We start from the raw sequence: 21,032 nt of genomic DNA, 5'->3' as shown, positions 1-21,032 counted from the left end.
TCAGACGACCGCGCCGCGCCCCGGGTCGTCGTCCTCCTCGTCGTCCCCGGCGTTCATCCGCACGACGAGCGTGGCGAAGCCGCCGAGGAAGCCGCCGATGCCCAGCGTGGTCAGCCACCACGTCATCTGCCAGCCGAGGAGGATGGCGAGCAGGATCAGCAGCGGGCCGCCGAGCACCGCGAGCCAGGCGAACTTCGCCGTCACGTCGGCGGCGGGCAGGGGCGGCGGCTCCGGCGGCACGAAGTGGCCCTCGTCGCTCGCGTCGAAGTCGTCCTCGGAGGACTCGGGGGTCGTGTAGTCCCGGGGGCCGCCGATGCCGGGGGCGAAGGAGACGGAGCTGCCGAGCGGCTTGTCGGCGCCCGGCTTCGCCTTGGGGTCCGGCTCCGTCCCGGAGTCCGGCTCGGCGCCGGGGTCCGGCTTCGTGCCCGGCTCGGCGGGGTCCTTGCCGAGGCCGGGGCGCACGGAAGCGGGCCCGTTGGTCTCCGGTTCCAGGAGGGCCAGGTCCTCCACGGACTTGAAGGGCTTGGCGCCCGGCGGGTCCGCGGGCTCCTCGCCGTACCCGGCGACGATCGCCTGCCAGGCGGCGTCCTCGTCCAGCGGAATGCCTCCGTCCAGGGGCGCAGCACCGTCCAGCGGCACCGCGCCGTCCAGGGGCACCCCGTCGCGGGGCACCTTGGTCTCTTCCGGCTCCTCGCGGCTCTCGTCGCGGTCAGCCTCGTGCTCAGCCACCGGTGGCCGTCCCTTCCTTACCAACGCTGGGGGCGAGCCGGCCGATGAACGCGTAACTCTCCTCGAAGATCCGGTCCGCGTCATGGTCCAACGTCGCCACGTGGTAGCTCTGTTCCAGCAGGATCTCCGTGACGTCCGTGGACGAGACGCGGCCGAGGACGCGGGCGGAGTCGGCGGCGGGCACCACGTGGTCCCTGGGGCTGTGGAGCAGCAGCAAGGGCTGGGTCACCTGCGGCAGTTCCCCGTCGACCAGGCGGAAGAACGTGCGCATGGAGTGCGCGGCGTGCAGGGGGACCCGGTCATAGCCGATCTCGACCGAGCCCTCCTTGGCGATGTCACTGGCGATGCCCTTCGTGGTCCGTACGACGTGCCGGACGACGGGCAGCGCGTACGGCGCCAGGCCGTGCAGTTTGTTCGCCGGGTTGACCAGGACCAGGCCCGCGACCGCGTCGCCGTGCTTCGCGGCCAGGCGCAGCGACAGGGCGCCGCCCATGGAGAGGCCGAACACGAAGACCCGCGTGCACCGCTCAAGGAGGCCGCGCAGCTCGCGGTCGACCTCGGCATACCAGTCCTGCCAGCCGGTGACCTGCATGTCCTCCCAGCGGGTGCCGTGCCCGGGCAGGAGCGGCAGCGAGACGGTCAGGCCGCGCTCCGCCAGATACTCGGCCCAGGGGCGAAGCGACTGCGGGGATCCGGTGAAACCGTGGCAGAGCAGGACGCCGACCTCGCCGCCTTCGTGGCGGTACGGCTCGGCTCCGGGGAGGACCGGCACCTTCGGTCTCCTTCATGAGCGTGAGATGGGGGAGTACTTCACCGTACGCGACCGGACTGACACCGGCCAGGGTCGTCGGGCCCATTGGCCGCACAGCGGGTTAAGGTCTGATCCACAGAAACAGGAGGCACTCGGTTTGATCTACGGCGCAATGAAGGTTGCCATCGGAGGGCCGCTGAAGCTCGGCTTCAGGCCCTGGGTGGAGGGCCTTGAGAACGTCCCCGCCGAGGGTCCCGCCATTCTGGCGAGCAACCACCTCTCGTTCTCGGACTCCTTCTTCCTTCCCGCGGTCCTCGACCGCAAGGTCACTTTCATCGCCAAGGCGGAGTACTTCACCTCGCCCGGAGTGAAGGGCAGACTCACGGCCGCCTTCTTCAAGGGCGTCGGCCAGCTCCCCGTGGACCGCTCCGGGGGGCGCGGCGCGGGCGAGGCGGCCATCAAGAGCGGCATCGAGGTACTGGAGCGCGGCGAGCTCTTCGGCATCTACCCCGAGGGCACGCGCTCGCCGGACGGGCGCCTCTACCGCGGCAAGCCCGGCGGCCTCGCGCGCGTGGCGCTCGCCACCGGGGCGCCCGTGCTCCCCGTCGCGATGATCGACACCGAGAAGATCCAGCCGCCCGGCAAGGTGATGCCGAAGCTGATGCGGCCCGGTATCCGCATCGGCAAGCCGCTGGACTTCCGGCGCTACCAGGGCATGGAGCACGACCGCTTCGTGCTGCGGGCGCTGACCGACGAGGTCATGTACGAAATCATGAAGCTCTCCGGCCAGGAGTACGTCGACATGTACGCGACGGCCGCCAAGCGCCAGATCGCCGATGCCGCGAAGGCGGCCAAGGCGAGCGAGAAGGCGGCCGAAAAGGAACGGGCCGGCTCCTAGCCGCGTCCGTTCGAGGTGGGGGCACAGTAGGCGGGCGGGCACGGCGGGCGGGTACGGCGGGTGGGGGACATGGCACGTCGCGAGAAGGTCATGAGGATGTCGGTCGAGCAGCCTCTGTGGCGCGCGCTCACCGGCTACCGCATCCTGACCATGCTGTACGCGATCGGTCTCTTCTGGTCGGCGCACCAGAAGCCCGACCACCCCTGGGTGGCCGTCTCCTACTTCACGGTGCTCGCCGTCTGGACCCTCGGCACGCTGCCCCGCGTCGCGAACGCCGCGAGCTGCACCAGGGGCTTCCTCGTCTGCGACCTGACCGTCGCTCTCGTCGGCATCCTGCTGACGCCGCTCGCCGACTCGCACGAGCGGATCGTCAACGGCGGCCCGACGCTGCCCTCCATATGGACCGCCGGCGCCGTCCTCGCGTACGCGATCAAGGGCGGCTGGCGATGGGCGGCGTTCGCGTCGCTGCTCGTGGGCGTCGCCAACGTGGTGCAGCGCGGGGCGTTCAGCCGCGACACGATCCACAACGTCCTGCTGGTCTGCATCGCCTCCATCGCCATCGGCTACGTGGTGGAGGTGGCCCGCGCCTCCGAGCGCACCCTCGCCCGCGCGCTGGAGATCGAGGCGGCGACCCGCGAGCGCGAACGGCTCGCCCGCGACATCCACGACAGCGTCTTGCAGGTCCTCGCCATGGTGCAGCGGCGCGGTACCGCCATCGGCGGCGAGGCCGCGGAGCTCGGCCGGCTCGCCGGTGAGCAGGAAGTGGCGCTGCGCACCCTGGTCGCGGGCGGCCTGGTGCCCGCCTCGCACGCGTCGGAGGACGCCTCGCAGGGTGCCGTGGTCCGCGCGGTCGAGGAATCGGCGGACGGTGCGCGGGCCGCCGACGCGGCGCCCCGCGATCTGCGCCCGCTCCTCGCCGTGCACGTGGGATCGCGGGTGACGCTCTCCGAGCCGGGGGCGCCGGTGCGCCTGTCACCGCACGCGGCACGGGAGCTCGCCGCCGCCGTCGGCGCCGCGCTGGACAATGTGCGCCGTCACGCGGGGCCCGACGCGAACGCCTGGATCCTGGTCGAGGACGAGCCGGACGGGGTGATCGTCACCGTACGGGACGACGGCCCCGGCATCCCCGAGGGCCGCCTCGCGGAGGCCGAGGGCGAGGGCCGCCTCGGCGTCGCCCAGTCGATCCGCGGGCGGCTGCGGGACATCGGCGGCACGGCCGAGCTGATCTCGGTGCCGGGCCAGGGCACAGAAGTCGAACTGAAGGTCCCGCGCTGAGCGGCGCGGGACGGCACGGAACACGGGGGAGGGCGGAAGCACCATGAGCGAACAGCGACAGCGACAGCGACAGCAGGGGCCGCGGGAACCGGCCACGGTCACGGACGCCACGGACGGCACGCGGGACACCGGCGGCCCGCGGGACACCGGCGGCGACGGGGCGGCCGTGGTCAGGGTCATGGTCGTCGACGACCATCCGATGTGGCGGGACGCGGTCGCGCGCGACCTGGTGGAGGCCGGCCTCGACGTGGTCGCCACGGCGGGCGACGGGGAGCAGGCGGTGCGCCGGGCGGGGGCCGCCGCCCCCGACGTCCTGGTCCTCGACCTGAACCTGCCGCTCAAGCCGGGCGTCCAGGTCTGCAAGGAGCTCGTCGCGGCCAACCCCGCGCTGCGCGTCCTGGTGCTCTCCGCGAGCGGCGAGCACGCCGACGTCCTGGAGGCGGTCAAGTCCGGCGCCACCGGCTATCTGCTGAAGTCGGCGTCCACGGAGGAGCTGATCGACGCCGTGCGCCGCACGGCCGTCGGCGACGCGGTCTTCACCCCCGGCCTCGCGGGCCTCGTCCTCGGCGAGTACCGCCGCCTGGCCACCGAGCCCGCCCAGGGCACCCCGGACGACCCGGGGGCCCCGCGGCTCACCGACCGCGAGACGGAGGTCCTGCGGCTGGTCGCCAAGGGCCTGAGCTACAAGCAGATCGCCGAGCGCCTCGTCATCTCGCACCGCACCGTGCAGAACCACGTCCAGAACACCCTGGGCAAGCTCCAGCTCCACAACAGGGTGGAACTCGTGCGGTACGCGATCGAGCGGGGCATCGACAAGGCCGACGATGCCTGAACCGAGGCCGACGACGCCTGCCCCTCGTACGCATGACCCTCGTACGAGTGAATGCCCGTGATCAACTCCTTTGTCCCGGACAGGAATTGACCGTCCGCACTGTCCCGGAGTGACCTGGATCACCATTAGCGTGACCCGCGTCAGGTCACTGCGGCGAAGGGACAGCTCCATGGGGGTCAAGAAAATCGGGGTACTGACCGGAGGCGGCGACTGCCCCGGGCTCAATGCCGTCATCCGGGGCGTCGTCCGCAAGGGCGTGCAGGAGTACGGCTTCGACTTCGTCGGCTTCCGGGACGGCTGGCGCGGCCCCCTGGAGGGCGACACCGTCCGGCTCGACATCCCCGCGGTCCGCGGCATCCTGCCGCGCGGCGGCACCATCCTCGGCTCCTCGCGCACCAACCCCCTCAAGGAGGAGCACGGGGTGCGCCGCATCAAGGAGAACCTCGCCAAGGAGGAGGTCGACTCGCTCATCGCGATCGGCGGCGAGGACACGCTCGGCGTGGCCGCGCGCCTCACCGACGAGTACGGCATCCCGGTCGTCGGCGTCCCCAAGACCATCGACAACGACCTCTCCGCCACCGACTACACCTTCGGCTTCGACACGGCGGTCGGCATCGCCACCGAGGCGATCGACCGTCTGCACACCACCGCCGAGTCGCACATGCGCGTCCTCGTCGTCGAGGTCATGGGCCGGCACGCGGGCTGGATCGCCCTGCACTCGGGCCTCGCGGGCGGCGCGAACGTCATCCTCATCCCCGAGCAGCGCTTCGACGTGGAGCAGGTCTGCACCTGGGTGACGTCGCGCTTCAAGGCCTCGTACGCCCCCATCGTCGTCGTCGCCGAAGGGGCGATGCCCAAGGACGGCGAGATGGTCCTCAAGGACGGCACGCAGGACTCCTTCGGGCACGTGCGGCTCTCGGGCGTCGGCGAGTGGCTGGCCAAGGAGATCGAAGGGCGGACGGGGAAGGAAGCCCGGACGACCGTCCTCGGGCACGTGCAGCGCGGCGGCACGCCCAGCGCCTTCGACCGCTGGCTCGCCACCCGCTTCGGGCTGCACGCGATCGAGGCCGTGCGGGACGGCGACTTCGGCAAGATGGTCGCCCTCCGGGGCACGGACATCGTGCGCGTCCCGATCGCGGAGGCGACGGCCCGCCTGAAGACGGTGGACCCGGCGCTCTACGCGGAGGTCGGCGTCTTCTTCGGCTGACGACTGCCCCGGGACGGTCCCCGCTCCGGGTGCCGTCCCGGGCAGCGGTACCTAGACTCGCGCCCATGGAGATCCTCGCGTTCGGTGTGCAGTCCGACGAGCGGCCGCTGATCGAGAAGGCCTTCCAGGGGCACCACGACATCCGCTGCCTCGACGTGTTCCTGAACGAGGACACCGCCCCCATCGCCGCGGGCCACGAGATCATCTCCTCCAGCGTCAACGCGACCCTGGACAGCCGTGTGCTGCACATCCTCGCCGACGGCGGGACGCGGATGATCGCCCAGCGCTCCACCGGGTTCAACAACATCGACCTCCGGGCCGCCGAGCGCCTCGGTCTGACCGTCGCCCGTGTCTCGTACTACTCGCCGTACTCCGTGGCCGAGTTCGCCTGGACGCTCGCGATGGCCGTCAACCGCCACATCGTCCGCGCGAGCAACCGCACCCGCGACTTCGACTTCCGCCTGGACGGCCTGATGGGCCGCGACCTGCGCGGCCGCACGGTCGGCGTGCTCGGCACCGGCAAGATCGGCGAGGCGTTCACCCGGATCGCGCACGGCTTCGGCATGCGGCTGCTCGGCTGGGACGCCCGGGAGAGCCCCGCCTGCCTGGAGCTCGGCATGGAGTACGTCGAGCGGGAGCGGCTCTTCGCCGAGGCCGACCTGATCAGCCTGCACGTCCCGCTGCTCCCCTCCACGCAGCACATCGTCGGCGCGCGGGCGCTGCGGACGATGAAGGACGACGCGATCCTCGTGAACTCCAGCCGCGGCGGTCTTGTCGACACGGAGGCCTTGGTCGCGGAGTTGCGGAACGGGCGCTTCACGGGGGTGGGCCTCGACGTCTACGAGGCGGAGGCGGGCCTGTTCTTCCTCGACAAGTCCCTGGAGGCGGTCGCGGACGACACCCTGGCCCGCCTGGTGACCTTCCCGAACGTGGTGGTCACCTCGCACCAGGCGTACTACACCGAGGACGCGGTCGGCCAGATCGTCGAGACCACCCTGCGCAACGTCCTTGACCATGTGGCGGGCCGCCGCAACGAGAACGTCCTGGTCCCGGCGGCCCCCACGGACGAGCCCACCGCCTAGACGAGCACCCCGGCCAGCAGCTCCCGCACGATGGCCGTCCCGCGCAGCGTCAGGACCGACTCCGGGTGGAACTGCACCCCGGCGAAGCCCGGACCGCGCAGGGCGTGCACCTCGCCCGTCGCCGTGTCCCTGCTGACCTCCACGCCGTGGGCCGCGAGCTCCACGGCCGCCTCGTCGTCGCAGCGCGCCACGTAGCTGTTGTAGAAGCCGACGGTCTCGGTCCGCCCGAAGAGGCCGACCGGGACCTGCGCGCCCTGGTACGGCACCTCCTTGCGGACGATGTCCAGGCCGAGCTCGGCGGCCAGCAGCTCATGGCCCAGGCAGACGCCGAGAACGCCGTGCCGGTGACCGCGCACGACCTCGGTGGTCAGCGCGCGCAGGAACCGCATCTTGGGATCGGCGGCGTCCGAGGGGTCACCGGGCCCCGGGCCGAGGACGACGGGCCCCTCGTGCGCGCGGACCGTCTCGCGCAGCCCCGGCTCGTCGTAACGCCGCACGGTGACCGTCAGACCGGACGCGCGCAGCAGGTGCGCGAGCATCGCCGTGAAGGTGTCCTCGCCGTCGACCACGAGCGCGTGCCCGGCCGGCGCGCCGCCGCGCTCCCGCATCCGCAGCCAGAACGGCGCCAGGTGCGCCCGCCGCCCGTCCAGCGCCGCCCGTACGCGCGGATCGTCGGCGAGGGCGGGGCGCACCGCCTCGTCGCGGGGCCGCCCCGGCCGCACCCCGAGCGCGGCGAGGACGCCCGCGGCCTTGGCGTGCGTCTCGGCGACCTCGCCCGCCGGGTCGGAGCCGCGCACCAGCGTCGCGCCGACCGGCACCCGCAGCCGGCCCGCGGGGGAGATGTCGGCGGTGCGGATCAGGATGGGCGAGTCCAGGGTCTGGGCGCCGCCCGCGTCGCGGCCGATGAGGGCGAGGGCGCCCGCGTAGTAGCCGCGCCCGCCCGCCTCGTGGCGCTCGATGACCCGGCAGGCGTTCTGCACGGGCGAGCCGGTGACCGTCGCCGCGAACATCGTCTCCTTGAGGACCTCGCGCACGTCGAGCGAGGACTTGCCGCGCAGCTCGTACTCGGTGTGCGCGAGGTGCGCCATCTCCTTCAGGCGCGGCCCGACCACGACACCGCCCATGTCGCCGACGGTGCACATCATCTTGAGCTCCTCGTCGACGACCATCGACAGCTCCTCGATCTCCTTGCCGTCGGCGAGGAAGGCGAGCAGATCGTCCGCCGTGGGCCCTTCGGCCGGGTAGCGGTAGGTGCCGCTGATGGGGTTCATGACGACCGTCCCGCCGGACATCCGCACATGCACCTCCGGGCTCGCCCCGACGAGCGTGCGCTCCCCGCTGTGCACGACGTACGTCCAGTAGGCGCCCCGCTCGCCCACCAGGAGCCGCCGGAAGAGCGCGAGGGCGTCCGCCCTGCCGAAGCCGGGGATCTCCCCCTCGTACGTACGGCGGATGACGAAGTTGGCGCCCTCGCCCCGGCCGATCTCCTCACGCAGGACGCGGCCCACGATGTCGGCGTACGCGGCGTCGTCCACGTCGAAGGCGCCGCCGTCGACCCGCACCTCATGCGCGGGCAGTGCGGCGAGGGCCTCGGCGAGGGGGAGTTCGCGGGTCTCCTCGGGGATGAGCACGGTCAGCGGCGTGCCGTCGTCGCGGACGTCGAAGCCGCGCTCCCTGATCTGCCGGAAGGGCACGAGCGCGAGGCCCTCGGGGATCTCCGCGAGCCGCTCGTACGTGCGCGTGGGGCCGATCAGGACCTCGACCGTGTCGTGGTCGCGGCCGGGCGTGCGGCGGCGGAGCAGGGCGAACGGGCGGTCGTCGGTCAGCAGGTCGGTGAGCTGCATCGGTTCTGTTCCTTCTCACTCGGAGAGGAACGGCCCGGGTCCGGAGAGGTCCGGAGAACACTGAAGGCCGCCCCTCGGGCGGCCTTCGCGGGTTCAGTGGATACGCGCGCAGTCAGTGGGCCGCCGGATGAGCGGGCCACCACCAGTTTCGAGTCGTCTGCGCGTGCATGTCCCGCACCCTAGCGCATCGTCACCGCACCATCAGCGCGTCCAGGGCTTCGTCCAGGTAGACGCCGAGCTCCTCCGCGTCCGGCACCACGGACGGCACCGCGTGGCCGAGCTGGACGTGCCCGAGATAGACGCTGTACGCGAGCAGCCCCCGCCTGCGGGCCACCGGCGCGGGGAAGCCGAGCCCGGCGAAGAGCTCGCCGACGTACGCCACCCGGCGCTCGGTCACGCGCCGCAGGGCCTCGGTGACCTGGGGGTGCGAGGCGGTCGCGAGGAGGGCGACCTCCAGGGGGTCGGAGGTGGCCGACTCGATGGCCCCGGCGAAGAGCAGACGGACGCGCTTGCGGGGGTCGGGCTCGGCCTCGACCTCCTGGATGGCCTCCTCGGTGCTGATCTCCGCCCAGCGGTTGAGCGCGGCCTCGATGAGCGCGTCACGGTTGGCGAAGTGCCAGTAGAAGCTGCCCTTGGTGGCGGAGAGCCGGACGGCCAGGGGTTCCACCGCGACGGCCGCGAGACCGCCCTCGCCGATCGCGGTGAGGGCGGCGTCCGCCCAGTCCTCGGCGGTCAGTCGGGGCTTCGCCGCGGGCTTCTTCTGCTGCCGTTGCACCATGGCCATACGGTACCGTATGGTCGACCATACGCCAGCGTATGGAGGTTCGTGATGGGCACGGTACTCAACGAGCACGAGCGCGTGATCGAGGCTCCGGCGGAAGTGGTCGGCGCCCTGCTCGACCGCCTCTCCACCGAGGACGATCCGCTCTTCCCGACGCCGGCCTGGGACGCGATGATCTTCGATCGTCCGCTCGGCGTGGGCGCGACCGGCGGCCACGGTCCCGTCCGCTACAGCGTCGTGGAGTACGAGCCGGGGAGCCGCGTCCGGTTCGCCTTCACCCCGCCGGACGACGGCTTCCACGAGATGTCCGTCGAACCGGCGGGGGAGGGCCGCTGCCGCGTCCGCCACGTCCTTCAGACCGGACTCCGCGGCCGGAACCGCCTGCTGTGGCCCGCCGTCGTCCGGCCCCTGCACGAAACGATCGTCGAAGAGGTCTTCGACAACATCGAGCGGGCGGCGACGGGCCGCTGCGCCCGCCCCGTCCGGTGGTCGCCCAGGGTGCGGCTGTACCACCGGCTCCTGTGGAGCCGCCCGGAGACGGTCGCGGTGCCGGAGGCCGCCCGCCTGCTCCGCACCGCCGTCGACCGCCCCGGCTACGAGGACGCGTACCGCATGGAGCTGCTCCCGGGGCAGCCGCGCGACCCGGAGGCCTGGACCGGCATCCTGCGCGACGCCTTCCCCGTGATCGCCCGCGAGGGCGACGAGCTGCTCCTGGAGGTCCAGGCCCGTGGGCTTACGGCGCGCGCCTCGATCCTGGTGGACGGACGCCACGTCACGCTGAGCTCCACCGTGCGGACCGACACCCCGCGCGGCAGGATCTACTGGGCGGTGGTCAGGCGCTTCCACCCGTTCATGGCGCGCACCATGTTGCGCCGCACGCACCGGCAGCTCGCCCTGGCGACGCCGGCCGCGGGTGAGCGGGAGCTGGAGCGCCGACGCTCGGCTGTGTCGGGTCCGTCTCACTTGGTGAGCGGGTGAATGGATGGAGGACGCCACCCCGTAATGTTGTGGGGGTGACCGTAACGGCTAAGACCACCGCAACCGGTGGCAACACCTGGCGAAACCTGCCCGCGGCGCAGCAGCCCGAGTACCCCGATGCCGAGGCTCTGCGCGATGTGATCGCGGACCTCGAGTCGTATCCGCCGCTCGTCTTCGCGGGCGAGTGCGACCAGCTGCGCGCCCGCCTGGCCTCCGTCGCCAAGGGGGAGGCCTTCCTGCTCCAGGGCGGCGACTGCGCCGAGGCCTTCGACGCCGTGTCGGCCGACCACATCCGCAACAAGCTGAAGACGCTGCTCCAGATGGGCGCCGTCCTCACGTACGCGGCCTCCGTGCCCGTCGTGAAGATCGGCCGCATCGCGGGGCAGTACTCCAAGCCGCGCTCCAAGCCGACCGAGACCCGCGACGGCGTGACGCTGCCGACCTACCGCGGCGACTCCGTCAACGGCTTCGACTTCACCGAGAAGGCCCGGATCCCGGACCCCGAGCGGCTGAAGCGGATGTACCACGCCTCCGCCTCCACACTGAACCTGGTGCGCGCCTTCACCACCGGCGGCTACGCCGACCTGCGCCAGGTCCACGCCTGGAACCAGGACTTCGTGAAGTCGTCCCCCTCCGGCCAGCGCTACGAACAGCTCGCCCGCGAGATCGACAACGCGCTGCACTTCATGCGGGCCTGCGGCACCGACCCGGAGGAGTTCAAGACCGTCGAGTTCTACGCCTCCCACGAGGCGCTGCTGCTCGACTACGAAGGCGCGCTCACCCGCGTCGACTCCCGCACCGGCCGGCTGTACGACACCTCGGGCCACATGGTCTGGATCGGTGAGCGCACCCGTCAACTGGACGGCGCGCACATCGAGTTCGCCTCCCAGGTGCGCAACCCCATCGGCATCAAGCTCGGCCCGACGACGACGCCCGAAGAGGCGCTGGCGTACATCGAGCGCCTCGACCCCGACCGCGAGCCCGGCCGGCTGACCTTCATCGTCCGCATGGGCGCCGACAAGGTCCGCGACAAGCTGCCCGATCTCGTCGAGAAGGTCACGGCGTCCGGCGCGACCGTCGCCTGGATCACCGACCCGATGCACGGCAACACCTACGAGGCCGCCTCCGGCCACAAGACGCGCCGCTTCGACGACGTGCTCGACGAGGTCAAGGGCTTCTTCGAGGTCCACAAGGCCCTCGGCACCCACCCGGGCGGCATCCACGTCGAGCTCACGGGCGACGACGTCACCGAGTGCGTGGGCGGCGGCGACGAGATCTTCGTCGACGACCTGCACCAGCGCTACGAGACGGCCTGCGACCCGCGGCTCAACCGCAGCCAGTCGCTCGACCTGGCGTTCCTGGTCGCGGAGATGTACCGCGACCAGTAGGTATTCCCGTTGTGCGCGCCGGTGGGGCACGGATCCATGTGATCCGTGCCCCACCGGCGTATCGGGGCTTTTGTGGACCCGGGGACATGGGTAAGGTTAGGTTAGCCTCACCGATTAATCGGGACGGCGCCGCCGATGAATCCTGTCCGGGAGGTGAACCGCGTGTACGTCTGCAACTGCTTCGGGGTCACCGAGGCGCAGGTGAAACAGCACGCGGCGGACGGTGCCTGCACACCCCGCCAGATAGCCTCCGCCAGCAAGGCGGGCACGGACTGCGGCTCGTGCGTACGCAGCATCCAGGCGCTCCTCGGCCGGGGCACGTGCCCCCGCAGGGAGCTGGCCGACCAGGGCGAGCCCGTCCTCACCAGCCTGGACGAGGCCGCCTAGCCCCATCGGCGCACGGGGTTCAGCTCTCCGGCTGCTCGATGAGCTGCGCGATGTAGAGCGCCTCGCCCAGCTTCTCCACCAGTTCGAGCTGCGTGTCCAGATAGTCGATGTGGTGCTCCTCGTCGGCGAGGATCGACTCGAAGATGTTCGCGGACGTGATGTCGCCCTTGGCGCGCATCACCTCGATCCCGCGCTTGAGGCGGTCGATCGCCTCCACCTCGACCTGCCGGTCCGCCTGGAACATCTCGGTGACCGTCTGGCCCACGCGTACGTGGAAGAGCCGCTGGTAGTTGGGCAGACCGTCGAGGAACAGGATCCGGTCGGTCAGCACCTCCGCGTGCTTCATCTCGTCGAACGACTCGGACCGGGTGTATTTGGCGAGCTTCGTCCAGCCGAAGTTCTCCTGCATCTTGGCGTGGAGAAAGTACTGGTTGATCGCCGTGAGTTCGGCGGTCAGCTGCTCGTTGAGAAATTCGAGGACCTCGGGGTCGCCCTGCATCGCAGAGGCTCCTTCCATGCAGGTAACTGGGCAGGTAGCGGGCATCTTTGCACCGGCCTTCAGAAGCCGTCCAGTAAGTGCAGGCTTAGTAGGAGTTGCCCGAATCCGTATGTGTCGGGCTTCGCCTGGTCATGTCCAGTGCTTCCGGTCTGTCAGGATGGAGGCATGGGTCAGCCGGCGGAACGCGCATCTGGAGAGGCGGCGGAGCCGGAGCTTCCGCCGGGTCAGCGGTTGCAGCGTGGCTGGCCGGTCACGCACTACGGCCCGGTGCCGAAGTTCCGCCCCGAGCGCTGGGAGTTCCGGGTCTTCGGGGCCACCGCCGACGGCGAGAAACACTGCTGGACGCACGAGGAGTTCTCCGCCCTGCCGTACGAGACGGTGATCGGCGATCTGCACTGCGTCACGAAGTTCAGCATGCTGAGCGCAGAGTGGGGCGGCGTACCGGCCCGTACGCTCCTCGAACTCGCGCCGCCCGCGGCCGACGCCACCCATGTCATGGTCTGGGCCGAGTACGGCTTCAGCTCCAACCTCCGGATGGCGGACTTCGCCTCCGACCGCACAATCTTCGCCACGCACAAGGGCGGCGAGCTGCTCACCGCGGAGCACGGGTTCCCGCTGCGGCTCGTCGTGCCCCAGTTGTACGCCTGGAAGGGCCCGAAGTGGGTCCGCGGCATCGAGTACATGACCGCCGACCGCCGCGGCTTCTGGGAGGAGCGCGGCTACCACAACCTCGGCGACCCCTGGCGCGAGCAGCGCTACTCCTACCAGGAGGAGCCCGGGGAGGGCCCCGAGCTCTGACGGTGTCTAGATGCTCCTGAGGGCCTGGAGCCGTGCCACGTCCGCCGCGTGCCCCTCCTTGCCGCCGGGCGTCTCGATGACCAGGGGCACGCCCTCCGTGGCGGGGTGCAGCATCAGCTCGCGGAAGGGCTCCTCGCCGATGTGGCCGGTGCCGATGTTCTCGTGGCGGTCCTTGTGGGCGCCCGCGACGTCCTTGGAGTCGTTGGCGTGCACGAGCTTGAGGCGGCCCTCGCCGACCGTGTCCACCAGGAGGTCGAGGGTCTGCTTCATGCCGCTCGGCCCCGTCAGGTCGTGGCCCGCGGCGAAGATGTGACACGTGTCCAGGCAGACGCCGAGCTTCGGGTGCGAGTCGAGCGCCTCGAAGTAGGGGCCGAAGTCCCACGTGCGGGAGCAGAGCGAGGCGCCCTGGCCCGCGGTCGACTCCAGGAGCAGGAACGGGTCGTCGTCGTGCGTCAGCTCGTCGAGCAGCGGCAGCATGCGCTCGCGCACCTGCTGGAGGGCGACCGCGCGGTCCCGGCCGCCGGTCGCCGAGCCGGTGTGCACGACGACGCCGAGCGCGCCTATGTCGCGGGCCCTGCGCAGCGAGTGGCGCAGGGAGTCCACGGACTTCTCCGCGGTCGCCTCGGTGTGCGAACCGAAGTTGATCAGATAGGGCGCGTGGACGTACGCGGGGATGTTCCCGGCGGCGCAGGCCTCGCGGAACGCCTCGTCCTGCTTCGGGTTGCCCACGGGCGTCGCCCAGCCGCGCGGGTTGGCGACGAAGACCTGGACGGCCTCCGCGCCGATCTCACGGGCGTACGAGAGACCCACGGAGGACAGACCGCCGGCCACGGGGACGTGACCGCCGACGGGGTTGCGGGACGCTGCAAGGGGGAGGTTGTCGCTGCTCACGCCGTCAAGGGTGGCATGCCCGGCGGCCTGCTATGACCGCACCCGGGGGGCGGGCGACGCCGGTCACATCGGGCCCCGCGGGCCCCATAGGGGCGCGGGGAACTGCGCGCCCAGCCCGAGGCGACCCGGGGACGGGGATGCGCGGTCGGTCCCCGGACGCTGCCCGGACACTCCGGAAGCCCGCCGCGGGCGAAAATACCGCGCAGCCGAAAACACCGCCCAGCCGAAGGCGAAGCTCAGCGGATCTTGATGGTGATCGACGAACCCTTGGGGGCCTTGTCGCCGCCGTCCACCGACTGTTCCTTCACGGTGTCGCCGAAGAAGCCGAGCAGACCCCGGTCCTCGTCCGCCTCGAAGCCCGCCCGCTCCAGCTCGTCCGTGGCCTCGCCGACCTCCATGCCGGTCACGTCGGGGACCTCGATCATCTCGGGGCCCTTGGAGAGGGTCAGCGTGACCGCGTCGCCCTCGGCGAGCGACGTGTCCGGGGCGGGTGACTGCCGGACGACCCCGCCCTTGTCCACGTCCGTGGAGTACACCCGGGCCGGGGCGATCCGCACCTTGAGCCCGTCCTCCTCGAGGTCCTCCCTGGCGTCGTCCAGGGCGTCGCCCCGCACGTCCGGGACCTTGATCTCCTCGCCCTTGCTGACGACCAGGGCGACGGCGGAGTCCGCCTTGCGGGTGAAGCCGGCCCGCGGGTCCGTGCTCACCACGGAGCCCTTCTCGATCTCGTCGCTGAACACCTTCTTGACCATGCCCGGCGCGAGACCGGCGTTCTTCAGCTCCTGCCTGGCCTTGGCCAGCGGGAGATCCTTGACGTTCGGCACCTTCACCGTCTCCGGGCCACGCGAGACGGTCAGCGTCACCTTGCCGTTCTGCCGGATGCGCTCGCCCGCCCCGGGGTCGGTGGCCATGACCGTGCCGCGCTTGTCCGTGTCGCTGAACTCGCGCTCGACGCCCTTCACGTCGAGACCGGCCGCTTCCAGCCGCTGCTTCGCCTGCGCCTCGGTCTTCGTGAGCAGCGGCGGGACCTCCGTGAACTGCCCGGAGTTGATGTACCAGACCCCCGCCCCGAGGCCGAGGACCAGCAGGACGGCGGTCACCACCGCGACCATGCGGCGCCGGGGGTCGAGCCGCCGGCGCGAGGCCCGCGCGGGCGCGGGCGGCTCGGGCGGCGACGTCGACAGGATGCTGGTGCGGTTCAGCGGAGCCTGCGGGTCCGCCGCCTCGGCCTCGGCCTCGGAGGGCAGCGGAAGCTGTACGGAGCGCGCCGCGCGCGGGATCACGCTGGTGCGGTCATCGGCGTTGTCGTGCTCGGTCGCGTGGGCCTGCGGCGGCACCGCGTCGAGCTGCCGCTCGCTGAGGGCGGCCCGCGCCTCCCTGAGCCGGGCCAGGAGCGCCACCGCGTCGTACGGGCGCACGTCTGGCGTGCGGGCGGTCGCGGCGGCGACGAGATCGTCCAGCCCGGCGGCGAGACCCGGCACGGCCGCCGACGGGGGCGGCACGTCCTCGTTGAGGTGCTGGTAGAGCACCTGGGCGGGGGAGTCCCCGGAGTGCGGCTTGGCCCCGGTGAGCATTTCGTAGAGCAGGACCCCGCACGCGTACACGTCCACGCGCGTGTCCGACGTGCCGTGCTCGATCTGCTCGGGCGCCATGTAGGAGACGGTGCCGAGGACGGTGCCGGTGGTGTTCGTGACGGTGTCCACCGCGCGCACGAGACCGAAGTCGGCGACCTTGACCCGGCCGTCGTCCCCTATGAGCACGTTCTCGGGCTTCATGTCGCGGTGCACGAAGCCGGCCCGGTGCGCGGAGCCGAGCGCGGCGAGCACCGGCTCCAGGATGTCCAGCGCGGCCCGCGGCTGGAGCGCTCCGCGCTCGCGCAGGACGTCACGCAGGGTGCAGCCCGCGACGTACTCCATCGCCAGATAGACATACGAACCGTCGGTGCCCTGGTCGAAGACGCCCACCACGTTCGGATGCGAGAGGCGGGCGACCGACTTGGCCTCACGGATGAAGCGCTCCACGAAGGAGGCGTCGGCCGCCAGCGTGGGGTGCATCACCTTGAGCGCGAGCACACGGTCGAGGCGGGTGTCCACGGCCCGGTAGACCGTGGCCATCCCGCCGACCGCGATACGGCCGTCGATGCGGTAACGGCTGTCGAGCAGCTGCCCGACGAGCGGGTCCTGAAGGGTCGTGTCCACGCAGGGGAGTCTACGAGCCACCGCCGACACCCCGTCCCGGGCGGGCGTATTCACCGCTGGACTGCAGCCGAGCTGTAACAGGCGCTCTCAGAACGCGGGCCGCTCCGGGTCCAGCCGGGCCATGCCCTCCACCGGCGACGACGCCTCCGCGAAGTGCCGCCGCGGAATCCGCCCGGCCCGGTGCGCGAGGCGCCCCGCCTCGACCCCGTGCCGCATGGCCTCCGCCATCAGGACCGGCTCCTGCGCCCGCGTCACCGCGGAGGCGAGCATCACACCCGCGCACCCCAGCTCCATGGCGAGCGTCGCGTCGGAGGCGGTGCCCGCGCCCGCGTCGAGGATCACCGGCACGCGCGCGTGCTCGACGATGAGCTGGAAGTTGTGCGGATTGCGGATGCCGAGCCCGGAGCCGATCGGGGAGCCGAGCGGCATGATCGCCGCGCACCCCACGTCCTGGAGCTTTCGCGCGAGCACCGGGTCGTCGTTCGTGTACGGCAGGACCGTGAAGCCGTCGTCGACCAGCGTCTCGGCGGCGTCCAGGAGCTCGATGGGGTCGGGCAGCAGCGTCCGCTCGTCCGCGATCACCTCCAGCTTCACCAGATCCGTGCCGAGCGCCTCACGGGCCAGCCGGGCGGTCAGCACGGCCTCCCCGGCGGTGAAGCAGCCCGCCGTGTTCGGCAGGACGCGGATGCCGAGCCGGTCGAGCACGGAGAGCACCGAGCCCCGCACGCCCGGGTCCAGGCGGCGCATCGCGACGGTGGTCAGCTCCGTGCCGGAGGCGACGAGGGAGCGTTCGAGGACATCGAGGCTCGGCGCCCCGCCCGTGCCCATGATCAGGCGCGAGGAGAGGGTGAGCCCGCCGATGACGAAGGGGTCGTCCGCCATGGTCAGCCTCCCTGGACGGCGGTGAGTACTTCGACGCGGTCACCGGCGGCGAGCGCCGTGGTGGACCACCGCGCGCGCGGGACGACGGTTTCGTTGAGGGCCGCCGCGACACCGGAGTGGGCGGTCGTGAGGGTGGCGACGAGCGCGTCGAGGGTGGTGCCCGACGCCACGTCGCGCACCTCTCCATTGAGGGAAACGGTGAAGGGCGTACTCATGCGGGCTGCTCCGTGAACGACTGCGTGGGGAAGGCGGGGGAGGGCTCGGCGAAGCGGCACGGGGTGAAGGGCCGCGCCTCGTCGGGCAGCTCACCGCTGGTCAGCGCCTGCGCCATGACGTCACCCGTGACCGGGGTCAGGAGGACGCCGTTGCGGTAGTGCCCGGTGGCGAGGTGAAGCCCGGGCAGGCGCGTCGGGCCGAGCAGCGGCGCGTTGTCGGGCGAGCCGGGGCGCAGACCCGCGCGGGTCTCGGTGAGCGGCAGCTCGGTGATGCCGGGCACCAGCTCATGGGCGTCCCGGAGCAGCTCGTACACGCCGCCCGCGGTGACCGTGGTGTCCCAGCCGAGCTCCTCGCTGGTGGCGCCGACGACGAGCTCGCCGTTCTCGCGCGGTACGAGATAGACGTGGCTGCCGCGGACCACCGCGCGGACCGTGCGGCTCAGGAACGGCGCGTACGCCTTCGGCACCGTCAGGCGGCAGACCTGCCCCTTCACCGGCCGCACGGGCGGCAGCACGGCATCGGGCACGCCCGCGAGGCGCCCGCTGAGGCTGCCCGCCGCGAGCACGGTCTGGCCGGCGTGCAGCGCGGCGCCGTCCGCGAGGACCACCCCGCGGGCCCGGTCGCCCGCCACGTCGAGGCGCTCGGCCCACGCGCGGCGGAAGACCACGCCCGCCCGCTCGCAGGCGATCACGAGCGCCGCGGTGAGCCTTCTCGGGTCGATCTGGTGGTCGCCGTCGACCCGCAGCCCGCCGCGCACCCCCGGTGCCAGCATCGGCTCAAGGCGCCGGCACTCACGGCCGCTCAGCCACTCCGACTCCAGGCCCGACCGGCTCTGCAACGCGTGCAGCTCCCGGAGGTGGGCGCGGTCGTCGGAGTCCAGGGCGACGGCCAGCGTGCCGCAGGTGCGGTAGCCGAGGTCCCGGCCGCTCGCCTCGGTCAGCTCGGCGGCGAAGGCGGGGTAGCGGCGGGCGGAGGCGAGGTTGAGGCCGAGCAGCGCCTGCTCGCCGTGGTGCAGCTCGGTGACGGCGGCCAGCATGCCCGCGGCGACCTGCGCGGCGCCGCCGCCGGGCTCGGGGTCGACGACCGTGACGGAGAGCCCGCGCTGGGCGGCCCGCCAGGCCGTGACCAGGCCGATGATGCCGCCGCCCACGACGAGAACGTCCGCCGGGCGCGTCGATTCCTCGGGTGCCGACTCAGGCGCTGGCTCAGGCGCCGACTCAGGTTCTGCCTCAGATGATGTACGTGGATGCATGGGCGTCCAGCCCCTCCCTTCGCCGGCATGACCCGGATCAGGTTCGTACGGTCGGAGGCCGCCCAGCCTCCCTCTCAGCCCGGTCCGTCCGGGCTCCCGCGAGTGCTCTGCACGGACCACCCTAGCCCGTCACCCGGCGCGACAGTAGGGGAGCTGTCCGGATATGGGCGGTGACGGTGTGTCAGAGATCTCCTCGCCCGCCCCTGAGGGCGACCTCGTCCGCCGCCCTAGAGTGATCGGGTGAGTGAGCAGCGGAGGCAGGCAGAGCGGCACGTCGTCATCGTCGGTGCGGGGATGGCCGGCGTGCAGACCGCCGTGGCCCTGCGGGAACAGGGGCACGCGGGCCCGGTCACCCTCGTGGGGGCCGAGATCCACCAGCCGTACGACAGGCCGCCGCTGTCCAAGGCGGTGCTGCTCGGCAAGGCGGAGGGCTCCGCCTTCGACATCGACTTCGAGGCCCTCGGCATCGGGCTGCGCCTGGGCCTTGAGGTCACCGGGGTGCGCCTTGCCGACCACGAGCTGGACACCGCGGCGGGCCCCGTCCCGTACGACGTGCTGGTCCTCGCCTCCGGCGCCGAACCGATCCGGCTGCCCGGCACGGAAGGCGTCCCCGGGGTGCATTTCCTGCGCACGCTGGACGACGCCGAGCGGCTGCGGCCCGTCCTCGCCGAGCAGCACGACATCGTGGTCGTGGGGGCGGGCTGGATCGGCGCCGAGTTCGCCACCGCCGCGCGTGAGGCGGGCTGTTCCGTCACCGTGGTGGAGGCCGCGGGCCGACCGCTCGCCGGGGCGCTGCCCGCGGAGGTCGCGGCGCCCATGGCCGCCTGGTACGCGCACTCCGGGGCCGAGCTGCGCACCCACGCGCGCGTGGAGCGCGTCGAGCCGGGCGCCGTGCTCCTCGACGACGGCACCCGGCTGCCCGCCGGCGCCGTCGTCGTCGGCATCGGGGCGCGGCCCGCCACCGGCTGGCTCGCCGGCTCGGGCATCGAGCTCGGCGCCCACGGCGAGGTCGTCGCCGACGACCACCTGCGCGCGTCGGCGCCCGACGTCTACGCGGTCGGCGACTGCTCCTCGTTCCCCTCGGGCAGATACGGCGAGCGCCTCCTGGTCCACCACTGGGACAACGCCTTGCAGGGCCCTCGCACGGTGGCCTCCAACATCGTCGGGGACACCCCGGTGGCGTACGACCCGGTGCCGTATTTCTGGTCGGAGCAATTCGGCCGCTTCGTCCAGTACGCGGGCCACCACACGGCGGCCGACGAACTCGTCTGGCGCGGCGACCCCACCGGTGTGGCCTGGTCCGTCTGCTGGCTCAGGGGCGGCGCCCTGGCGGCGGTCCTCGCGGTGGGCCGCCCGAGGGATCTGGCCCAGGGCCGCAGACTGATCGAGTCGGCGATCCCGCTGGACCCGGCCCTGGCGGCGGACCCGTCGATCCCGCTCAAGAAGGCGGCGCTGTAGAGGGCGCCGCCGCGGAGGGCGCGCCGAGGCCGCGCGGTACGGGCTCCCGCCCGGCGCTACGCTTGGTCACGTGACCGAGATTGACGCAAAGACCGACGCACTCGTCCCCGCCTGGCTCCACCTCCCCGACATCGCGGAGATGCTCGACGTCGAGGTGACCCGCGTGCGCCAGCTGGTCAAGGAGGGCCAGCTGATCGCCGTACGCCGCGGTGAGAACAGGGCTCTCCAGGTGCCGGCCGCCTTCATCGACGACGACAAGGTCGTCAAGGGCCTGGTCGGCACGCTGACGCTGCTGAGGGACGACGGTTTCTCCGACGAAGAGATGCTGGAGTGGCTTTTCACCCCCGACCCGTCCCTGCCCGGCACCCCCGCGCAGGCTCTCAGCGAGAATCGTGGCACGGAGGTGAAGCGCCGCGCCCAGGCGCTCGCCGTCTGAGAGCCTGTGTCATAACCCCGGCCGGGCGTGCGACGCCTGGCACGCACGCTCGCAGCGTTGCCAAAACGCCCTAGTAGCTCCGCTACGAGGACGCTCCGGCGCCTTGCGATCGCACGCACCAGACGCCGCACGCTGATCCGACCGGGGTCATGACACAGGCTCTGGGCGAACGCGGCGGCCGCAGCGGGTGGCCGCCCGAGTGACAGGCGGGCGCCGAGCCGCCCGCACGAACATGCCGTCCGGCGCGCCG

22 protein-coding genes and 1 riboswitch are annotated in these 21,032 nt (G+C 72.1%); of the genes, 11 read left to right on the top strand and 11 right to left on the bottom strand.

What is annotated here, in order from left to right; translation table 11 throughout:
* A complete protein-coding gene (locus tag ACRAKF_RS11680) occupies positions 1-729 on the bottom strand; it encodes a hypothetical protein (RefSeq protein WP_447036901.1) in 729 nt (242 codons plus the stop codon).
* Positions 722-1,501 (bottom strand): alpha/beta hydrolase, encoded by a 780-nt coding sequence (locus ACRAKF_RS11675; RefSeq protein WP_447036899.1) that lies wholly within the window; start codon positions 1,499-1,501, stop codon positions 722-724. The genes ACRAKF_RS11680 and ACRAKF_RS11675 overlap by 8 nt, the downstream gene beginning before the upstream one ends.
* Positions 1,502-1,640: 139 nt before the next feature.
* On the opposite strand from ACRAKF_RS11675, the gene ACRAKF_RS11670 reads away from it, so the two are divergent.
* The 5 genes from ACRAKF_RS11670 (at position 1,641) to ACRAKF_RS11650 (ending at position 6,774) form a co-directional block, all read left to right on the top strand.
* Positions 1,641-2,378: a lysophospholipid acyltransferase family protein gene (locus ACRAKF_RS11670; RefSeq protein WP_447041928.1), complete on the top strand. Its 738-nt coding sequence runs from the start codon at positions 1,641-1,643 to the stop codon at positions 2,376-2,378.
* 69 nt (positions 2,379-2,447) lie between these two features.
* Positions 2,448-3,653 carry a MacS family sensor histidine kinase gene (macS, locus tag ACRAKF_RS11665; RefSeq protein WP_447036897.1) on the top strand — a complete coding sequence of 402 codons (1,206 nt, stop codon included), beginning with the start codon at positions 2,448-2,450 and terminating at the stop codon, positions 3,651-3,653.
* Between the two features lie 178 nt (positions 3,654-3,831).
* Positions 3,832-4,485 (top strand): response regulator, encoded by a 654-nt coding sequence (locus tag ACRAKF_RS11660; RefSeq protein ID WP_447041927.1) that lies wholly within the window; start codon positions 3,832-3,834, stop codon positions 4,483-4,485.
* A 169-nt stretch (positions 4,486-4,654) separates the two neighbouring features.
* Positions 4,655-5,692 carry a 6-phosphofructokinase gene (locus ACRAKF_RS11655; RefSeq protein ID WP_447036896.1) on the top strand — a complete coding sequence of 346 codons (1,038 nt, stop codon included), beginning with the start codon at positions 4,655-4,657 and terminating at the stop codon, positions 5,690-5,692.
* Positions 5,693-5,757: 65 nt separating this feature from the next.
* On the top strand, positions 5,758-6,774 hold the full coding sequence (locus tag ACRAKF_RS11650; RefSeq protein ID WP_447036895.1) for a 2-hydroxyacid dehydrogenase: 1,017 nt from the start codon (positions 5,758-5,760) through the stop codon (positions 6,772-6,774).
* Here ACRAKF_RS11650 and ACRAKF_RS11645 read toward each other — a convergent pair.
* The 3 genes from ACRAKF_RS11645 to ACRAKF_RS11635 all read right to left on the bottom strand — a co-directional run bounded on the left by ACRAKF_RS11645 (position 6,771) and on the right by ACRAKF_RS11635 (position 9,402).
* The gene (locus ACRAKF_RS11645; protein ID WP_447036893.1) at positions 6,771-8,618 is read right to left on the bottom strand and encodes an anthranilate synthase family protein; all 1,848 of its coding nucleotides are present in this window, start codon (positions 8,616-8,618) and stop codon (positions 6,771-6,773) included. The two genes, ACRAKF_RS11650 and ACRAKF_RS11645, sit on opposite strands and share 4 nt — an antisense overlap.
* A gap of 112 nt (positions 8,619-8,730) precedes the next feature.
* Positions 8,731-8,787 (bottom strand): trp operon leader peptide, encoded by a 57-nt coding sequence (locus tag ACRAKF_RS11640; RefSeq protein WP_351162541.1) that lies wholly within the window; start codon positions 8,785-8,787, stop codon positions 8,731-8,733.
* 21 nt (positions 8,788-8,808) lie between these two features.
* Complete coding sequence (locus ACRAKF_RS11635; protein WP_447036892.1) at positions 8,809-9,402, bottom strand: TetR/AcrR family transcriptional regulator; 594 nt, start codon at positions 9,400-9,402, stop codon at positions 8,809-8,811.
* 45 nt (positions 9,403-9,447) lie between these two features.
* Here ACRAKF_RS11635 and ACRAKF_RS11630 point away from each other — a divergent pair, with 45 nt between their 5' ends.
* The 3 genes from ACRAKF_RS11630 to ACRAKF_RS11620 all read left to right on the top strand — a co-directional run bounded on the left by ACRAKF_RS11630 (position 9,448) and on the right by ACRAKF_RS11620 (position 12,152).
* Entirely contained in the window at positions 9,448-10,377 is a 930-nt protein-coding gene (locus tag ACRAKF_RS11630; protein ID WP_447036891.1) for a DUF2867 domain-containing protein, read from the top strand.
* Between the two features lie 35 nt (positions 10,378-10,412).
* The gene (locus ACRAKF_RS11625) at positions 10,413-11,765 is read left to right on the top strand and encodes a class II 3-deoxy-7-phosphoheptulonate synthase (RefSeq protein ID WP_447036889.1); all 1,353 of its coding nucleotides are present in this window, start codon (positions 10,413-10,415) and stop codon (positions 11,763-11,765) included.
* A 135-nt stretch (positions 11,766-11,900) separates the two neighbouring features.
* Positions 11,901-12,152: a (2Fe-2S)-binding protein gene (locus tag ACRAKF_RS11620; RefSeq protein ID WP_447036887.1), complete on the top strand. Its 252-nt coding sequence runs from the start codon at positions 11,901-11,903 to the stop codon at positions 12,150-12,152.
* Between the two features lie 19 nt (positions 12,153-12,171).
* Here ACRAKF_RS11620 and bfr read toward each other — a convergent pair whose 3' ends face one another.
* Positions 12,172-12,651 (bottom strand): bacterioferritin, encoded by a 480-nt coding sequence (bfr, locus tag ACRAKF_RS11615; protein WP_447036886.1) that lies wholly within the window; start codon positions 12,649-12,651, stop codon positions 12,172-12,174.
* Positions 12,652-12,816: 165 nt separating this feature from the next.
* Here bfr and ACRAKF_RS11610 point away from each other — a divergent pair, with 165 nt between their 5' ends.
* Positions 12,817-13,449 carry a sulfite oxidase-like oxidoreductase gene (locus tag ACRAKF_RS11610; RefSeq protein ID WP_447036884.1) on the top strand — a complete coding sequence of 211 codons (633 nt, stop codon included), beginning with the start codon at positions 12,817-12,819 and terminating at the stop codon, positions 13,447-13,449.
* 6 nt (positions 13,450-13,455) lie between these two features.
* Here ACRAKF_RS11610 and ACRAKF_RS11605 read toward each other — a convergent pair whose 3' ends face one another.
* The 5 genes from ACRAKF_RS11605 to thiO all read right to left on the bottom strand — a co-directional run bounded on the left by ACRAKF_RS11605 (position 13,456) and on the right by thiO (position 18,786).
* Positions 13,456-14,340 (bottom strand): deoxyribonuclease IV, encoded by an 885-nt coding sequence (locus ACRAKF_RS11605; protein ID WP_447036882.1) that lies wholly within the window; start codon positions 14,338-14,340, stop codon positions 13,456-13,458.
* A 236-nt stretch (positions 14,341-14,576) separates the two neighbouring features.
* Positions 14,577-16,538 (bottom strand): Stk1 family PASTA domain-containing Ser/Thr kinase, encoded by a 1,962-nt coding sequence (pknB, locus tag ACRAKF_RS11600; protein ID WP_447036881.1) that lies wholly within the window; start codon positions 16,536-16,538, stop codon positions 14,577-14,579.
* Positions 16,539-16,625: 87 nt separating this feature from the next.
* Positions 16,626-17,420, bottom strand: coding sequence for a thiazole synthase (locus ACRAKF_RS11595; RefSeq protein ID WP_447036879.1), 795 nt, complete (start codon positions 17,418-17,420; stop codon positions 16,626-16,628).
* Positions 17,421-17,422: 2 nt separating this feature from the next.
* Complete coding sequence (gene thiS, locus ACRAKF_RS11590; RefSeq protein WP_447036877.1) at positions 17,423-17,635, bottom strand: sulfur carrier protein ThiS; 213 nt, start codon at positions 17,633-17,635, stop codon at positions 17,423-17,425.
* Positions 17,632-18,786 (bottom strand): glycine oxidase ThiO, encoded by a 1,155-nt coding sequence (gene thiO, locus ACRAKF_RS11585; RefSeq protein WP_447036875.1) that lies wholly within the window; start codon positions 18,784-18,786, stop codon positions 17,632-17,634. The genes thiS and thiO overlap by 4 nt, the downstream gene beginning before the upstream one ends.
* A gap of 99 nt (positions 18,787-18,885) precedes the next feature.
* Positions 18,886-18,998: riboswitch (TPP riboswitch) on the bottom strand.
* A 184-nt stretch (positions 18,999-19,182) separates the two neighbouring features.
* On the opposite strand from thiO, the gene ACRAKF_RS11580 reads away from it, so the two are divergent.
* Together ACRAKF_RS11580 and ACRAKF_RS11575 are read left to right on the top strand one after the other, a co-directional pair.
* Positions 19,183-20,346 carry an NAD(P)/FAD-dependent oxidoreductase gene (locus ACRAKF_RS11580; protein ID WP_447041926.1) on the top strand — a complete coding sequence of 388 codons (1,164 nt, stop codon included), beginning with the start codon at positions 19,183-19,185 and terminating at the stop codon, positions 20,344-20,346.
* Between the two features lie 70 nt (positions 20,347-20,416).
* On the top strand, positions 20,417-20,782 hold the full coding sequence (locus tag ACRAKF_RS11575) for an Rv2175c family DNA-binding protein (protein WP_447036873.1): 366 nt from the start codon (positions 20,417-20,419) through the stop codon (positions 20,780-20,782).
* Positions 20,783-21,032 lie beyond the last annotated feature (250 nt).

Source organism: Streptomyces sp. DSM 118878 (assembly GCF_052936595.1).
Note: the sequence above shows the minus strand (reverse complement) of the source record. Positions and strands in the feature narration are given on the sequence as shown.

Bases quoted from the DNA above. Each gene is read 5' to 3' on its own strand.
- macS (WP_447036897.1), top strand. From the start codon at position 2,448: ATGGCACGTCGCGAGAAGGTCATGAGGATGTCGGTCGAGCAGCCTCTG.
- ACRAKF_RS11660 (WP_447041927.1), top strand. From the start codon at position 3,832: ATGGTCGTCGACGACCATCCGATGTGGCGGGACGCGGTCGCGCGCGAC.
- ACRAKF_RS11655 (WP_447036896.1), top strand. From the start codon at position 4,655: ATGGGGGTCAAGAAAATCGGGGTACTGACCGGAGGCGGCGACTGCCCC.
- ACRAKF_RS11650 (WP_447036895.1), top strand. From the start codon at position 5,758: ATGGAGATCCTCGCGTTCGGTGTGCAGTCCGACGAGCGGCCGCTGATC.
- ACRAKF_RS11645 (WP_447036893.1), bottom strand. From the start codon at position 8,618: ATGCAGCTCACCGACCTGCTGACCGACGACCGCCCGTTCGCCCTGCTC.
- ACRAKF_RS11635 (WP_447036892.1), bottom strand. From the start codon at position 9,402: ATGGCCATGGTGCAACGGCAGCAGAAGAAGCCCGCGGCGAAGCCCCGA.
- ACRAKF_RS11630 (WP_447036891.1), top strand. From the start codon at position 9,448: ATGGGCACGGTACTCAACGAGCACGAGCGCGTGATCGAGGCTCCGGCG.
- ACRAKF_RS11620 (WP_447036887.1), top strand. From the start codon at position 11,901: ATGAATCCTGTCCGGGAGGTGAACCGCGTGTACGTCTGCAACTGCTTC.
- bfr (WP_447036886.1), bottom strand. From the start codon at position 12,651: ATGCAGGGCGACCCCGAGGTCCTCGAATTTCTCAACGAGCAGCTGACC.
- ACRAKF_RS11610 (WP_447036884.1), top strand. From the start codon at position 12,817: ATGGGTCAGCCGGCGGAACGCGCATCTGGAGAGGCGGCGGAGCCGGAG.
- ACRAKF_RS11595 (WP_447036879.1), bottom strand. From the start codon at position 17,420: ATGGCGGACGACCCCTTCGTCATCGGCGGGCTCACCCTCTCCTCGCGC.
- thiS (WP_447036877.1), bottom strand. From the start codon at position 17,635: ATGAGTACGCCCTTCACCGTTTCCCTCAATGGAGAGGTGCGCGACGTG.
- ACRAKF_RS11580 (WP_447041926.1), top strand. From the start codon at position 19,183: ATGGCCGGCGTGCAGACCGCCGTGGCCCTGCGGGAACAGGGGCACGCG.